Below are 16,671 nucleotides of genomic sequence, written 5' to 3'. Positions count from 1 at the left end.
TAATTATTAGGATTCTTCGGGCTCCATTTCCAAGACAGTGGCTTTTTCAAAACTTAATATTACCTCTGTTCCTTTTCCTTCCACACTTTTTATTTGAAATATTCCTTGGTTTTTGTCCATGAACTGACGGACTAATAAAAGCCCCAAACCGGTGCCTTTTTCCTGGTTAGTCCCTTCTGTGGAGGTTACCTGAACCAGTTTGGAATTAATTTCATTTAATTTTTCAGAAGATATTCCGGTTCCCTCATCTTGAATGTGCAATTCCAAATACTTCTCATTTTCAGAGGCCCAAATACTGATTATTCCGTTGGGTTTTGAGAATTTAATGGCATTGTGGAGGCAATTGAGGACTACAATCTGAACCTGTTGCAGGTCAGCCAAGATCGTTTTGGCTTCCGGCCCCTCCTCAAATTCGATCTTAATGTTTTTTGAAAAAGTCTGGTATTCCGTATGGTTGATTTGCTCTTTGATAAGGGCCTGAAGGTCGATAGGAGTTCGGTTGGTCAGAATTCCATTCAACTGTGCGTGTGACCAGCGAAGCAGTTTGCCTATCATCTGTTCGGTTTCATCCACTTGTTTGATCAAAATCTTTCGTATTGATTTATATTCTTCCTCAGTAAGTAATCCCCTTTCCTCGAGTTCAAGGATTTGCTTGACTGAGTTGATTGGCGCCTTGAGATCATGTGAAAGAATGGAAAAGAGTTTGTTCTTTTCTTCATTCATAGCCTCCAACTTTTCTTTCTGAGCCTGTATTTCTCTTTGCTTTTCCTGCAGTTCCCTGTTGAATTGATCTTTTTGGCGAAGATTTCTGCGGTATAGAATCAATGCAACCGCCTTCACGATCATAGACAAGGTCAAAATCACGGCAATAATGATGAAGTACCTTGTCCGGCTTTTCCCCGCCTCTACTTCCTGGTGCAGGGCCTGATTATCCTTTTCTGCCAGCTGCAACTGTAGGTAGCTGATTTCAGCGTTCTTGTTTTCACTGTATAGGCTATCTGAATAACTTTTGTTTAAGCTGGCATAGTGAAAGGCATTTTGGAAATCTCCTTGCCTTGCATATGCCTCTGCCAAAATTTTGGTTGCCCATTCCTTATCCCAGAGAGCTTTGACCATTTGGGCATATTCCATCGCTGCTTGTCCAAATTGAATAGCTTTTTCAATTTCTCCCTTTTCAACCGCTAGTTCCGCTAGCCCTGTATGGGCAAAGGCTTTTTCCCAATTGGTAACCTCCGGGTCCAGTTCCAAGACCTTTTCATAGGTCTCTGTAGCTTTTTCTAGCTCTCCCTTTTCAAAATAGATTTTTGCCAGTCTGTTTAGTGCCATGGCATAGAGGGGATTTTCCTTGTATTTATCAAGAAAGAACAAAGCTGAAATTGCCGATTCTAATGCTTGGTCAAATTCCTTCAGTTCAGATTGTGCGATGCTGATATTGAAGTGATTTTTTCCAAGACTGAGACTATCATTCAGCTCAGTATTAATTTCGATGCAGCGATTCCAAATGTCGATTGCGTTTGGATAATCATGTTGGCTCAAGTAGATCAATCCCCTTCCATTTAAGGCATAGACGAATCCTTCTTTTTCCTGAATAGACTCAAAAATTTCCAGGGCATTTGAAAAATGCTTCATGGAAGTTGCATAGTCTCCTTTTACATAATGGAGTTTTCCGAGTTCATTTTCAAGTTTTCCTTCCTGATGTTTGTCCCCTGTTTGCCTTACTACTTCCTTCGCCTGCTGAAGTAGTTGGAAGGAACTATCTAGGTTCACATAGGTAAGTTCTATACTTTTGAAAAGTAATGACTCAAAGCTTGTTGTTTGGGGGTCTGGCTCGGGTGTATCTATTCCGAAACTCGCGGTTGGAATAAGAACCAAGAAAAGCGTGATAAATCGAAGGAATTTTTGGAGCATAATCAACTATTGAAAAACCTTCGCTATCAAAAGGTAGCCAAGGTTTTATAGTTTAACTTTAGCAAGATTATTCAAATATTCGAATTCTACACTTTTTGTCCCAAAGAAAAATTAAACGGTGCTCAATTGAGGGAATTGGATTAAAACTCTGGCTGATTTAGGCCCTATTTATTTTTTGTTTTGAAAAAAAAAGTCCTCCAAAAAGGAGGACTTGATTTCTTAGTCTTCAGGCTCACATTCCACTCTCGGGTTGAACTTAGCGAATATCCCCGAAGGATTGTGTTTCCATACCCAGGCATGAAGTTGGTAATGAGGAAATTGTGGACCGCCCATTTTTAAAAAATCCCTATGGTCGTCAAATGCCTGCTCTCCAAAATAAGGAATACCCTCATGCTCTTGGTCCCATGGTGCGGCTGCTATAATGAACTCTGCTCCAACTAATCTTAATTCCCCGTTTTCCGCGAGTTCGTACAACAATGCTTCCGGTTGGCTCGGATCGAAAACTTCATCAACCAAAGCAAAATTGACAAAGTGATAGCCCATTCCTCCATCTTCAGGATGACTTACACAGTCAGAACCAGTTTCATAACCATCTGCTTCAGCTACTTCCAGACGGTGGTATTTTGCCGTGTTTTCCCGGATACTTGCCAGCATTTTTAGCATTTCCGGATTCATCCTTAGGTTTTCCAAAGGATTTTCAAATGGTTCATAGAATGCCTTTTCGATTTCTGTATCCTGAATCATACGAGGAGAAGTGTTTTCCTGAGGCATACAAGCAACTACAAAAATTAAAAGGACAGCCATTGGCATGTACCAATGGATTTTTGATAAAATAGATTTCATTTGATTGAAAATTAAAGTTGATAGATAAAACGTAATAGATAATAACCCGGAATCGGGTACCTGGGAAAGGAATTCCCTCTAAAAAACATTAAAGAGTATGTCAAATTGGATATTTAAGTTACAAAAAATATTTAAATAAAATATTGGTAATCAGTAATTTATAAATTAAAAAAATAATTCTAGGGATGGTAGTGCGTGTGATAATAAAAAAATAAGCCATTAAAAAAGGCCTATTGGGTGGGTTTAGAAATCAATTTGATAAAGTGCCATGATTTCCAAATGGGGCTTATCAGTGAGTTCAGGATGTTTAAAGTTTTTCCAGTACTTCATCCCTATTTTTTTCATCACACCGATTGAGGCCAGGTTGTCCACAGATGCCATGGATACAATTTTTTTTATCCCTAGTTGTTTCCCGTATTCCAGAGAAGCCTTAGCTCCTTCCGTTGCATAACCCTTATTCCAGTGGGGACGGGCCAGTCGCCAGCCTATATCCACGCATGGGGTAAAATCTGCTTCGAAGCTTTTCCAGCCCAAACCGATGATTCCAACAAGATCTCCTGATTCCAGGGAATCCACCGCGAAATAACAAATGCCCTTTTCATCATACATTTGGTTCATTCTGTCCATCATTTCCTGGGATTCCTTTTCGCTAAGAGGCTTTGGGAAATATTTCATTACTTCTTTGTCAGCATTTAAGGCAGCTTTAGCTGCAAGGTCTTCGCTTTTCCAGGTACGAAATCCCAATCTGGGGCTTGTAAAAATATATGACATTGGATTTTTGAATTGATGGGTTAAATGTTGGGTATTCCGAATAGATAAAGTAGGTATGTAGGGCCTGATTTTATTTTTTTTACTTCCCAATCAAATTTCTCCTGATTTGGTACTTTGGTGATCAAGCTCTCCATTTCCTTTACAGAATAGGTGCGTAGAGAAGAAACTATTCCATCCCACCATGTGAAAATCGGAACAAGGGGTAAAATATAGGTGAATAAAATCCTCTTGAAGGAGAAAGGTTTGATGAAAGGAGTGGTGAACAAAACCGTCAGTGGAGAGAAAAACATAGCCATTAGACTGGGGGTAGTTCTTTCCTGTCCTTCGACAATCAAGATGGGTTGATTGGATTTCACTGCACTTTGTAGGATTTGAATTGCGTCTTTGGGTCTAAAGTGGTGGAATGATAGAAACATGGTCCGTAATCCTTTGAGATGGTTTGGGACATTCATGGCATCCACAGGTTTTTCGGAATAGTCAAAATTGGGAGCTTGCGATTGGGTGTATTGGAATGCCTTCAAGTTGGGGTAAAGGTCAGTCATTAGAAATTTTACATCAGGTATTTTTTCAATTAACTCCTGATTGAGCGATAGTAAGCCACCACCTCCACCTGAAGCCAAGTCTATGATCTGATGGTTTTGGGTCTTTCCCAAAATCTCCTCGATTTTTGGGACTATGGGGGAAAACATTTTGGTCTTATTCGCCAGAAATTGCAAAAAATCCGTCATGTAGTTTCTGATCAACTCAGGAAACCATGTCTGGTCAGCCCATTCAATCGCATGAATTCTACCCATATGCCTTTAAATTAATTCGCCGTTTTCCGAGAATTTTTATTGGCAATGAAAATACAAAAATTGGGTGAGGAATGGATGTTAGGATTAGCGCTTTAACCTTTATCAGAATTGCCTATTTAGTTTCAATAAGGGGGAATTCTGTAATCCTAAGCGTAGTGCATCCATAGGGAATCAAGGTGATTGGCTTTTCCCGCTTGGCTAATTCAGTAGAGGAAATTGTTTGAGGCCAGGAATCGGGAAGGAGTGGGGCACTGTTGACTGTTTTCCATTCAGGGAGTTGCACTCCGGTAAGTTGAAGCTCGATCGGGGCGTTTTCCAGATTCCATGGATAGGACCCGTCCCATTCCTTTTCAATTACCCGAATAGAGTTAGAAAGGTCCGAAAGGGTGTTTTTGGTAATGCCAAAATTCCAGGCTTCCGTGGGGAAAATTTCTGTGAAGGACCGAAACCTGTCATTCCTGTCTTTGGTCTTTTCTTCGGACTGAATTTTCAGGCTATATACCAAAGGTCCTCTTTCCAATGCCACCATGGATTGATACCATTCCGAACTTCTCAATTGCATCGGCAAGGTAAGAGAGATCTGATCCCCGCTTTTCCAGGTTCTCTTGATGATCGCGACTCCTTTTTGAGTTGTCCAGTCTACTGATTCTCCATTGACGTGAATTGTGGCCTTTTCAGTCCAGGATGGAATTCTCAAGTGAAATGGAAAGTAAGCCTCTTCCGAAAGCTCCAAATCAAACCGTATGGTCTCTCTGAAAGGAAAGCCTGTCGATTCCTTGATTTTAAGAATTGCTCCCGTACCCACAGTGAGTTCTACAGAACTAGGAGCATATAGTAACGCCGCAACACCCCCATCTGGAGTTGCATAAAAGAGGTTCTGGACAAACTTGGGCCAGGATTGATGCATGTTGGTGGTGCAGCAAGGAAATCCGGAAAGAACTCCAAAGGCAAAGTCAGTTCCCTGGTGATTGTCTTTTTCGTAGGAAGTTACCAGTTGGTCTGTCAGTTCGACTTGGTTGGCTGCCTGAAAATACTGCCTGCTGGTAAAGTCATCTGAAGCTTGGGTAGGAAGCGCATTGTAGGTGATTTTTTCCAAAAGGTCCGCAAATTCCATATCCCCTGTAATTTTTAGGATGGATTCAAGAGAATACATTTCCTCCGAAATGGAACAGAACTCTATACCCTGAACAGGGCTGTTTCCATGCAAGGGTTCATCTCCACCGTACATGCCTTGGGGCTGCCCGTGGTATTTTTTGATTTTTTCCAGAGCAGTCTTTACTGAAGCGATGGCGTCTGTGTCTTTGCTTTTTTGAAAATAAATGATCGGTTGTTTTAAGCCCTGAGCAATATTGACCGTATGGAGTCCAGGAATTTGAGCTAGGTTTAGATTGTTTATTTCCGAGCTGTCAAATGGAAATCCTTTGATTTTATTGTAGTGCCAAGTGTCTGAAAATTCGACCTCATTTTCGGCGTTGGTATAAACCTGCTCCCATGGAAAAGTTTGTTGTTGGATCAGGTCACCCAATTCCAAAAGAAATGATTCTCCCGTTATATTATAAAGCCAATAGACGACCTGTAAATTGTCACCGGCCCTGCGGTTTGCCCAAAAGGACAGAAAGTCCAGCGGGTGATTGGGGAGTTCTTCCAGTTGATATCGAAAATATTTACTTAAAGCAGTTATAACTCTTTCATCTCCTGTGGCCTGGTAGTATTGCTGGAGTACTTTGAGCATAACCATTTTTGGCCACCAGTCTTTTCTTCTTCCTCTTTGAAGGCCTGGCTCAGGTTCTGGCTCTGTTTCAAATGGAATGGGGCCCAAGTATCCGTTTTCGACTTGGTTGGCCAAGGTCCATTCAATCCACGGTTTTACCTTTTGTTTTAGCTGCTCGTCATCGAGAATATAAGCCAAAGGTAAAAGTCCATCGATCCAATAAGGCCCGCGTTCCCAACCGTCTCCATCTCCACCGAGCCAGCCATTTCTTGGTCCGACCACCTCCGGGTAGATTTCATCCAAATGACCCGTCAATCCATTGGCCATTCTTTGGAGTTGATCTTCAAGCCAACCTTCTGCCTTAATACTTCCAAGTGGTAGCTCAAGGTATGGATTGGGATGTAGGGGCTGTCTGTTGGTAAGGTAATGGGCAGACAAATCTTGATTTTCCTCTTTTTCAATTGGTGCACAAGCCGCAAGGATTCCAAGAGAAGCCAGAAGTAAAACGCTTTTCTTCATAGGGGTAGATTTATCTGTTCCAATTTTATTTTACCATTGGGGTCTGATTCCCGGAGCTGTTGGAAAACTCAAGCTTTTGTAATAATCCAAGTCTCCTTCCGGTTGTTCGATTTCTTGGGGAAACGGTCTTTTGGAAAAGGTTTGGAAATAAAGTAAACAGGCATTTCTCCACCATTCTGCTTCTTGCACTTGAATAGCCAAAAGTTGATCGACATGAACGAATCGCTCCGGGTCAATTTGGCTTTCCAGTGATTCCCAATCAGACTTCATTTTTCTGGCAGTCTTTACTCCCTTGTCGTAGTGGAGAGCTATTTCATCCCACAAACTTCTTCCGGAACGGAGTTTAAAATCCCAAGGAAGGTGATGGAACCACAGTAATAATTTTTCGGGTATCTGGTTAGGATCTGACCATCTTGCAGCGATTTGAGAAGCGTACTGACTCAATGCGCTACTTCCGGTTGAGGTTCGGTCGAAACCAATCCCTTCTTCATCTGCTTTGTGATAATATAGTGAGGTCCAATCTGCCCTTCCTCCTTCTACCCATGGTCCTGGGCCATAATGATGGCTTCTGCCCATGATGTGATGAAGTCCCAAAGGAGTCATATAATTGACTGCCGCTTCGTGGGATTCCAGCATGATTTCCTCAATCGTAGAAAGGATTTCTTGATTTTGACCAAAGGTCAATTTGATCCATTCCTCTGCAATTTCTTTTGAGGACAGGTATGGATTCCAGGCCTGTCTCCCAAATGCAAACCAATTCGCCTGTCCGAAAAGATGGCCGGTCCAATTCCGGTCCGTGCCAATATTAGAAACTCCAGCCATTAGGGTGAGGTTTTGTTTGGAGTCAGATCCATCTATGATTCCCGCAACTGTGGAATTTGGAGTTGGGCGAAATGTTCTGGAACGGAGCACTTCTTCCCACATGGGGGCCAGAAAAACCAACTGAGTAGCTTGTCCCAGGTATTCTTGAGTAATCTGAAACTCCATGCCAAGATTGGTTTCCTTTACTGCTCCGAAAAGTGGGTGGAAAGGCTCTCTTGGCTGGAAATCAATGGCACCGTTTTTTACCTGAATGATGACATTTTCCCTGAACTTACCATCTAAGGGTTCAAACTCAGAATTAGCCTGCTTGTGCCTGTCCTCGTCTATTTCGTGGGAATAGACAAATGCTCTCCAAATCAAAATTCCCCTATGGGGAGCCAAAGCGTCTGCAAGCATGTTGGCGCCTTCAGCATGATTCCTTCCATATTCATGAGGACCAGGCTGTCCTTCCGAGTTTGCCTTGACTAAGTAACCTCCAAAATCAGGGATAAAGGAATACATTTCATCGGTCTTCTTTTTCCAAAAAGCGATTACTTCAGGATCCAGTGGATCCGCGGTTTCCAAGCCCCCAATTTCCATCGGAGCAGAAAACCGAGCCGTCAAATAAACTTTGATTCCGTAAGGTCTAAAAAGGTCTGCCAATACCTTGGCTTTTTTCATAAAGTCCGTGGTGAGAATGCGGGCATTGGCGTTGACATTGGTCAGGGAAACGGCATTGATTCCTATGGAGGCATTTGCTCTGGCGTATTCAATGTACCGTGGGTCAATATAGCCCGGAAGTTTATGCCAGTCCCAGATAGAAAAACCCGCATATCCTCTTTCCACAGTCCTATCAAGGTTGTCCCAATGGTTTAACATTCTTATTTTAATCTTTGGACTATCAGAATGTTGTGTGCCTTTATTAAAAGTATTGCTTTGTATGCTTTTGAGCCAATCATAAACTCCATAAAGAATACCTACTGGACGGTTCCCGATGATGGCGTAGTAGTGTTTTCCTTCAAATTCCAAGGGTCCTCTCCAGTATCCATCTTCTCCAAGTTTCAGGATTTCGGTTTGTGTATCCAGACCTAGGAGTTGGCTCATCTGTTCTCTGCTTCCAAGCAAAAGATTTGCTGCTTCCAGTCGCTCGCTGACAAAAGTCGGCTGCATGTTAAGCATGCCGTCACCTGCTTGTTTCAGTTCATTTCGGATGACTTCGTAGGTGGGATTTTCTCCAAAAAAATAAACTCCATTGAGTAAGTTATTCAGCTCGGATGCTTTGGAAGCATCTTTGATAGGACTGTAATCAAGCCATAGTTTGTACCCGTCTTTTGCTGAGGAATTGAAAATTGTCATTGCCCAGAAAAGGCAAAAAAGAAGAATTGGTTTGTTCATGGGTTTAAGGTTAGAGGGCAGAAGTTGGATAAAAATGTTTCAAATTCCAATCTTGACTTTCCTATTGGGAGGAATTTTAGATATTTGGTTAATCTGACAATTTTCGTCAAACTCTTTGTTTGCTAAGGGAAAAGTTTTCCAGCCTCTTTATCTTAGTCCTTCACTTTTTCCTTTTTGAATATGAAACCCTTCATTATCTACAAATCCTCTGCAGGTTCGGGTAAGACCTATACCTTGACTTTGGAGTATTTAAAACTTGCCCTTGTTCGTCCCAATGCATTCAGGCAGATTTTGGCGGTGACCTTTACCAACAAGGCCACTCAAGAAATGAAGGAACGAATTCTGGAGTATTTGGAGCGCTTGGGAAGGGAAATCAGACCCGATGAATTTTTGGATCAGCAACTGATGGAGCATTTGAAATTGAATGCTGAAGAACTTCAGAAGCGAAGCCGGGAAACCTTGTTGGAAATCCTTCACGCCTATGGGTATTTTTCGGTCAGCACCATTGATTCATTTTTTCAGCGGGTGATTCGATCCTTTGCCCGGGAGATGGATTTGCAGGCAAAATTCGATCTTGAATTGGACCAGGATGCTGTTTTGGAACGTCTCGTAGACCGGATGGTTGAAAAGATGGATCAAGACCCAACTCTTCGTAAATGGCTTATTGATTATGCGGAAGAACAAATCATTGAGGGAAAGTCTTGGGACATTCGGAAAGGGGTGAGATCTCTCGGTAGGGAGATTTTTCAGGAAAAGTTCAAAGTCCACAAGGAACTCTTCCAAGAAACAGTGGTTCAGGAGGGTTTTTTGGGGGATTTCAGAAAACAGATTCAGACTAGACGTAAGGAATTGATAGGGGAAGCTGAGCGGATGAAAGCATTGGCGAATGAAATCAGGCTTCGGTTTGGTTTGGAATGGACTGATTTTATTGGGGGAGCTGGAACTAGTAATTTTGCGATCAAACTTGACAAATTGGGTAATCCTGACAATCCCTTTCCTACGCTGACCGAAGGTCAAAAAGTAAAAGTGGCAGGAATTGATTCTTGGTATGCCAAGACTTCAAAGATGAAAACCCAAATAGAGGAAGCGGCAGCTGCTGGTTTGCGGGAATTGCTATTGTCCCTTCCCGATTTTGTTTCTCTCTGGAATACGTTACAGGCCTTGCAGAAAAACCTCAATGCTTTTGGCGTATTTCGAAATTTGATCTCTGAGTTACGAGACTTGAAGGACGAGGAAGGGATACTTCTGATTTCGGATGTCAATGATTTCCTCAAAGAAATCACCAAGGGAAATGAAGCTCCATTTATCTATGAAAAGATAGGAAACCAATATCAGAACTTTTTGATTGATGAATTTCAGGATACTTCTGATTTTCAATGGTCCAGTTTTAAACCTTTGATCGAAAATTCCCTTGCCTCAGGGAACACCAATTTGCTGGTTGGGGATGTCAAGCAGTCCATTTATAGGTGGCGCGGAGGGAAGTTGGAACTGCTGTTAAGTGAAGTTCAGGAACAGATCCACGAGGAGTTTCATCAAATTAAAAACCTGGATGAAAATTTCCGCAGCCTTCCCAAAATCATTGATTTCAATAATTCTCTTTTTCAGGCATTGCCTGCTTTGATGCAAAATGGAATGGAGTCAGGCTTCAAAATCGACTCTCAAAATATTTTGGAAAATGCCTTTCATGAGGTTGTTCAAAAGGTTCCTGAGAGAAAGAGGAATTTGCCATTTCATGGAAAGATCCATTTGGAGTTTACCCAAAAAGCAGGGAAGTCAAGAGAAAGTGATGATTCTGATGATGAAGAATCGGATTCATTAGGTGTTTTGGAAAAATTGCCTGCTTTGGTCATGCAGCTTCAGGATCAAGGGTATGAACTGAAGGACATCGCTTTTTTGGTTCGCAAAAACCAACAAGGGGCTGACATTGCCGATCAGTTGATGGCTTATAGTCGGGAGAATCCGGACTCAGGTTACCGCTTTGAAGTGCTATCTGAAGATTCCCTTTTTCTACATAAGTCTTCGGCAGTCAAGTGTTTGTTGGCGATGCTTCACTATTTGGGAAATCCTGCCGATCTGGTATCTCTGAAGACGATGTGGTTTTATTTTGCCCTGATTCATGATATTGACTATTCCCATGAACTTTTTGACAAAAGGAAACTTCCTGCTGAAATTGTAGAGAAAGATTTTCTGCTTCACCAAAAACTGAATTTTTGGCTTCAGTTGCCTCTCTTGGAGCTGATGGAAGAACTTTTGGATTTCCTTGATTTTATTGAAAATGGGGTGGATTTGGCCTATATCTCCGGATTTAAGGAAGCCGTGTTTGACTTTGTGAAAAAGAACCGCGCGGATTTGGGAGGATTTCTGGATTGGTGGGAATTGAATCAGGAGAAACGTACAGTCAAGATTCCAGAAGACCATGACGCCATGCGGATATTGACAATCCATAAGTCCAAGGGTCTACAGTTTAAAGTAGTAATTATGCCGTTTTTGGACTGGGGAATAATAGGATATGGACCAAAGGCTTCGATTTTGTGGAGTGAGTTTCAATTTGGGGATTTACCAAAAACCGTACTCCCACTTACACACCAGTCGCTTTTGGCTGATTCTGCATTTCGATCAGTTTATGAGGATGAAATCCGCTTAGCCTATTTGGACAGTCTCAACATGCTCTATGTGGCATTTACAAGGGCAGAAGAAGTGATTTGGGGCTATTCAGAATTCTCCCAAGACCAAAAAGGAAATATTTCTCCCAAGTCTACAGGGAATTTGCTTTACCAACTTTTTTCGGCCGGTTTTTCAGGAGGACAGTTGGATAGCCAATCTTTTTGGAATGCGGAGGCTTGCCAGTTTGATTGGGGGAATTGGCCTGAGCAGAATAAAAACAGAGAGCTTGGTAGTTCAGAACCTGAACCGCTTCGATGGGACTATTCGGATTGGAAATCCAAGTTGAAAACACGAGAATATGCCTGGGATTTTTCAGAGTCCGGATTGGTCTCCAGAGAGCAGCGCAGGATCGGGGTTTTGGTTCACGAAATTCTGGAGCAGTCCAATAATCTGGAGGAAGGCCTGCAGTTGCTCAGACAATATGGTTTTGAGGGTAGGCTGGATGAAGAAACAAGAGATTTGGTATCAGCTCAATTGGAAAGTCTTTTTGCCTTGCCTGAATTTCAGGTTTGGTATAGTGATTCCTATCAATCCTTGGCGGAACAAGGGATTTTATTGCCTGGGGGAAAGCAAAAACGACCGGATAGAATCCTGATGGGAAAGGATCAGGCAATAGTCATTGATTTTAAAACAGGTGAGAAAAAAGATTCTCATCTCAAGCAGGTACAAGAATACATGAATTTGGTAGCTCAACTGAGTCAAAGGCCTGTACAGGGTTTTCTTTGCTATTTAGAACCCACACAAATTATTGAAGTCTATGCATAGTTTTTTAAGAAATACAGCCCAAAGCATTTTGGAGTCCCGGCAAGATATGAAGGACTTGGTTATTGTTTTGCCAAATAGGCGGGCGGGATTGTTTTTTACTCGACATCTGGGAAATCTGATTGATCAGCCTTTATGGATGCCTGAGGTTCGGACTATTGAACAGGTGTTTTATGGTTTGGCCGGACAGACACCTGCGGATGAGCTCACTTTGATTTTTGAGCTGTATCAAGTGTACCGACAACTGCAGGACGAGCCAGAGGATTTTGATCGTTTTTATTTCTGGGGTGAAATTATCCTAAAGGATTTCAATGATCTGGACCAATTTCTGGCAGATGCAAAATCAGTGTATCGAAACCTGGCTGAAATCAAGGAGTTTGAGGCAGATCTTAGTTTTTTATCTGTAGAGCAGATCGAGTTAATTTCCCAGTTTTGGAAATCATTTGAAAGGCAAAATGCTTCTGAAAAGGAAAAATTTCTTCGGTTTTGGCAGATTTTGGGCAGACTTTATGAGCAGTACCAGGTTCATTTGAAAACATCAGGATTGGCCTATTCGGGGCAGTTGTACCGTGAGGCGGTAGAGAATCTGTCCAAGATCACCCAACCCGAAAAGCACTATATTTTCGTAGGGTTCAATGCCTTTACTTTGGCGGAGGAAAAACTGATCAAGCATTTCGTAAAGGAATTTGGAGCAGAGATATTTTGGGATGTTGATGCCTATTATTTGGAGGATGTGCGACAAGAGGCAGGCTTGTTTTTTAGGGATTATCAAAAAGACCCGGTGCTTGGACCTACCTTTCCCAAGGAAATTCCGGATAAGATCAGAGGCAAAGAAGGGAAGATTTTTACCCATTCCATTCCTCTGAAAGTCAATCAGGCCAATTTGGTAGGAAAACTTGCTGAGGTTATTGGGCCTGAGGAAGCTTTGGAGGAATCTGTGATCATTCTTCCGGATGAGCAATTGCTGTTTCCCACGCTACATGCTTTGCCAGAGACTGTTAGCAAGCTGAATGTGACCATGGGGTATCCTATACGCAATGCTCCGATTTTTGCTTTTTTGGACTCTGTTCTGGAATTACAGCGCTATGTCAAAATGAAGGGGGATTCTACTTTCTTTTATCATAAACCTGTGACAGACTTATTTACTTTTCCTTATCTCAAAGATCAGGATAAAGACTTCGTCAAGGATCTCCAAGAAGAAATCAAGGTCTCCAATTTGATAGAGATACCTGCAGAAAAATTGGTGAAAGGAGGAGATTTATTTGCCCTGGTTTTTAAAAGGGTAGAGGCGGATGAATTGTTTGAATACTTAGGGGGTTTGATGCAGACAATGGCTTCTTTACTTCAAGAGGACCCGATTCAGCGGAGTTATTTGTATCAGGCCTTCAAACAACTGACAAGAATTCGGGAGGTTTTTTCGAAAAATCCCCTCGGTAAACTCAAACCCGATTTTTTCCTGAAGCTTTTCAGGCAGATTTTCCGTGAGGTTAAGTTGCCCTTTGAAGGAGAGCCTCTGGAAGGTCTTCAGATCATGGGGGTGCTGGAATCCCGAAATCTGGATTTCAGGAGAGTGATCATTTGCGATATGAACGAGGGAAGTTTCCCTCCTGGAGGAGGAATCAATTCCATGATTCCATTCAATCTGAGAAGAGCCTTCAAACTTCCGGTGCAGGAACAAAACGATGCGATTTATGCCTATACTTTTTACAGGCTGTTGCATCAGGCTGAAGAGGTGCATTTGATTTATACTACCGCATCCGATGGGGGCAAAGCAGGGGAGATGAGTCGTTTTATTCAGCAGATGGTAGCGGAATTACCTATTTCCAAACCCAAGCCGGTTTTGGTCCCCGTTTCCCTAACCCCAGGTCGAGAGATCAAAATGATTAAGAACGAGTCCATTTTTGAAAGCTTGGAAAAATATTTACTGAAGCCCGATTCAACTGAAAAGGTCCAGGGGCTATCAGCCTCCGCGATCAATATGTATCTGGATTGCCGCTTGAAGTTTTATTTGCGCTATGTGGCAGGCCTAAAGGAAAAAGAGGAAGTGGTGACCGAAATTGACCCAATGACATTTGGCACCATGCTACATAAGGCAATTGAATTGCTCTATTCACCTGAGGAGGGGAAAGAATATCGGGAAATTGATGCTCATGCAATTGAGCGCCTGAAGCCGATGATTCCAACAGCAGTGGATAATGCCATTCGGGATTTTTATCAAGTGGAAGATGGAGAAGACTTGGTACTCAATGGTCAATTACATATTGCAAGGGCTATTTTCATCAAGTATCTGGAAGCTGTTCTGAAATATGATCAGCAAAATGGGACTTTCCGGGTTTTGGGCCTGGAGAAGGAATTCAAGGCAGGGATTCCAATTCAAACTCCATGGGGGGAGAAAAGGGCCGCTTTGGGAGGATACATTGACCGGGTGGATCAAAAAGACGGGGTAATCCGACTGATTGATTATAAAACAGGAAAAGACAACAAGAAGATCAAATCAATTGCTTCTCTTTTTGACAGAGAGGATAAGGACAGAAATAAAGCAGCTTTTCAGACCATGCTTTATGCCTATTTCTACCAAAGCAGACATCCTGAAAATTCACTGCCTCTTAAACCGGCGATTTTCAATATCAAGGAAATTTATGATCCTAAATTCAGTCCCTTTTTGACTATGGATAAAGCCGATATTGAAAACTATTTCGACTTTAAAGAGGAATTTGAACTGGGATTGAGCCAACTGATTTCCGAGATTTTTGACCCGGAGGTTGAATTTGGACAGACAGAGGACATCAAAAAATGTGAGTTTTGCGCCTATAAGAAAATTTGTGGGCGATAATCCTTAACAGGGACTCCAATAGTGGAATTCGATGAGATATCCCTGCTTCAGTAACAAGAAAAATCCATCATCGGCATCCTGGAAATACCCCCCTACAGAAAAAAGATTATCATCATCTCGCCCAGAAAATTTAATGGGTTCTGCTGATTTGTCCATGAAGCTTTCTATTTCTTTTTGGGTGCTTTTGCCACTGAGTTCAATTCCTTTGTAGCTCCATTTCATTCGGCCTTCAGGATCAAATCGGACCAATTCAGCCAAAAATCCTTCCTCATTATTGCCAATCCAAGTCACCTGTTTGTAGATCAGTTCATAGAAAGTTTTTCCCTGCTCTTCATTTGAAAAGAATCCGCATTCATAGTTTGTGTTTGAAAATTTGGTCGGTCCATAATTTTCAAATATTCCTTTGACTCCTTGTTGGTGGAAAGCCAAACCGTCTATAAAAATATAATCAGCCTGAAATGTCTTATCATCCTGTAAATGAAGGATAAATGATAGGTTCATTAAAATGATTAAAAAGCTAATCATTGTTCTTCCAGCTCCACAATTACCTCGATCTCCACGGCGATATTGTTGGGTAAAGCAGCGACTCCAACGGCTGAACGAGCATGTTTTCCTTTTTCACCAAAAACTTCCACCATCAGGTCCGAAAAACCATTGATCACAGCTGGATGTCCAGTAAAATCCGGGGTTGAATTGACCATTCCCAAAACTTTGACAAACTGTTTGATTTTGCTTAGATCTCCGGTAGCGGCCTTTAAAACGGCAATGATTTCAAGTCCGGTTTCCCTGGCAGCTTGATAGCCTTCTTCAGGCGTCAAATCAGCTCCTACTTTTCCAAATACATCTGGTCCATTTCCTGCCAGATACAGCATATTTCCAACTTGTTTCCATTTAACATAATTGGCCATTGGCTGACTTATTTCAGGGATTTCCAGACCCAATTCCTTTAATTTCTGCTCAGGGCTTTGAGCCATTGAGGCTTGAAAAGAACATCCTAAGATAAAAACCGAAAAGAGGAGGATTTTAATTTTCATGGCATTCGAAGTTTAATGAGTTCTAAACTAATGGATTGTTTTTAATTTTACCCATCAATCCTGAAAACTTCAAGATGCAAACCATAGAAATAATACCCTTCCGTCCCGAACTCCAACCTGCTTTCGAATCCATCAATAAAGAATGGGTGGAGGAATTGTTTTCATTGGAAGCTTTTGATAGAGCCCAGTTAGAGCACCCCAAAGAGAACATCATTGATCAGGGAGGCGCGATTATTTTTGCTAAATCAGGAGACGAAATTTTGGGTACAGTAGGCCTTGCCAAAGTAAATGAGACCACTTATGAACTGATTAAAATGGGTGTGTCCAAAAAAGCCCAAGGTCGGGGTATCGGGATGATTTTGGGAAAGGCTATTATTCAAAAAGCCAGGGAAATGGGAGCCAAAAAAGTCATTTTATATAGCCATTCTAAATTGGGGCCAGCCTTGAAAATCTATAAAAAATTAGGTTTTCAAGCTGCATGTATTGAGGAAGGAAAATATGTGCGCTGTGATACCAAAATGGAGTTGGATATTTAAGTCTGCTCTCTTTACTGATTTTTATCAGGGAATCGGTTGATTATTTTCAAAGTAATTCAGGTATGTATTTTGGAAATTAGGGTATTAATCAAAACTTACC

Annotated in this window: 11 protein-coding genes; 3 read left to right on the top strand and 8 right to left on the bottom strand. The window is 41.8% G+C overall.

From position 1 onward, the window contains the following. Positions 1 to 6 precede the first annotated feature (6 nt). The 6 genes from P2G54_RS11525 to P2G54_RS11500 form a co-directional block, all read right to left on the bottom strand. The gene (locus P2G54_RS11525; protein ID WP_275871259.1) at positions 7 to 1,908 is read right to left on the bottom strand and encodes a tetratricopeptide repeat protein; all 1,902 of its coding nucleotides are present in this window, start codon (positions 1,906 to 1,908) and stop codon (positions 7 to 9) included. A 219-nt stretch (positions 1,909 to 2,127) separates the two neighbouring features. Next, entirely contained in the window at positions 2,128 to 2,751 is a 624-nt protein-coding gene (locus tag P2G54_RS11520; protein WP_275871258.1) for a hypothetical protein, read from the bottom strand. Positions 2,752 to 2,994: 243 nt separating this feature from the next. Further along, the gene (locus P2G54_RS11515) at positions 2,995 to 3,522 is read right to left on the bottom strand and encodes a GNAT family N-acetyltransferase (protein ID WP_275871256.1); all 528 of its coding nucleotides are present in this window, start codon (positions 3,520 to 3,522) and stop codon (positions 2,995 to 2,997) included. A 20-nt stretch (positions 3,523 to 3,542) separates the two neighbouring features. Then, the gene (locus P2G54_RS11510) at positions 3,543 to 4,316 is read right to left on the bottom strand and encodes a hypothetical protein (RefSeq protein WP_275871255.1); all 774 of its coding nucleotides are present in this window, start codon (positions 4,314 to 4,316) and stop codon (positions 3,543 to 3,545) included. A gap of 112 nt (positions 4,317 to 4,428) precedes the next feature. Beyond that, positions 4,429 to 6,546, bottom strand: a complete 2,118-nt coding sequence (locus tag P2G54_RS11505) for a beta-L-arabinofuranosidase domain-containing protein (RefSeq protein ID WP_275871253.1) — start codon at positions 6,544 to 6,546, stop codon at positions 4,429 to 4,431. A gap of 30 nt (positions 6,547 to 6,576) precedes the next feature. After that, positions 6,577 to 8,742, bottom strand: a complete 2,166-nt coding sequence (locus P2G54_RS11500) for an alpha-glucuronidase family glycosyl hydrolase (RefSeq protein WP_275871251.1) — start codon at positions 8,740 to 8,742, stop codon at positions 6,577 to 6,579. Positions 8,743 to 8,922: 180 nt separating this feature from the next. Here P2G54_RS11500 and P2G54_RS11495 point away from each other — a divergent pair, with 180 nt between their 5' ends. Together P2G54_RS11495 and P2G54_RS11490 are read left to right on the top strand one after the other, a co-directional pair. Beyond that, positions 8,923 to 12,171 carry a UvrD-helicase domain-containing protein gene (locus P2G54_RS11495; protein WP_275871249.1) on the top strand — a complete coding sequence of 1,083 codons (3,249 nt, stop codon included), beginning with the start codon at positions 8,923 to 8,925 and terminating at the stop codon, positions 12,169 to 12,171. Next, positions 12,164 to 15,001: a PD-(D/E)XK nuclease family protein gene (locus P2G54_RS11490; protein ID WP_275871248.1), complete on the top strand. Its 2,838-nt coding sequence runs from the start codon at positions 12,164 to 12,166 to the stop codon at positions 14,999 to 15,001. Before P2G54_RS11495 ends, P2G54_RS11490 begins: the two co-directional genes overlap by 8 nt. A 3-nt stretch (positions 15,002 to 15,004) precedes the next feature. On the opposite strand, the gene P2G54_RS11485 is transcribed toward P2G54_RS11490, so the two are convergent. Then, on the bottom strand, positions 15,005 to 15,502 hold the full coding sequence (locus tag P2G54_RS11485) for a hypothetical protein (RefSeq protein WP_275871246.1): 498 nt from the start codon (positions 15,500 to 15,502) through the stop codon (positions 15,005 to 15,007). Positions 15,503 to 15,522: 20 nt separating this feature from the next. Further along, positions 15,523 to 16,035 (bottom strand): RidA family protein, encoded by a 513-nt coding sequence (locus P2G54_RS11480; protein ID WP_275871244.1) that lies wholly within the window; start codon positions 16,033 to 16,035, stop codon positions 15,523 to 15,525. Positions 16,036 to 16,070: 35 nt separating this feature from the next. Between P2G54_RS11480 and P2G54_RS11475 the strand changes: the two genes are divergently transcribed. Continuing rightward, positions 16,071 to 16,571 (top strand): GNAT family N-acetyltransferase, encoded by a 501-nt coding sequence (locus P2G54_RS11475; protein ID WP_345795473.1) that lies wholly within the window; start codon positions 16,071 to 16,073, stop codon positions 16,569 to 16,571. Positions 16,572 to 16,671 lie beyond the last annotated feature (100 nt).

Origin of the sequence: Algoriphagus sp. CAU 1675 (genome assembly GCF_029222925.1) — a bacterium.
Lineage (GTDB): Bacteria > Bacteroidota > Bacteroidia > Cytophagales > Cyclobacteriaceae > Algoriphagus.
The sequence above is the reverse complement of the archived record's forward strand: the minus strand, read 5'-3'. Positions and strand labels throughout refer to the sequence as shown.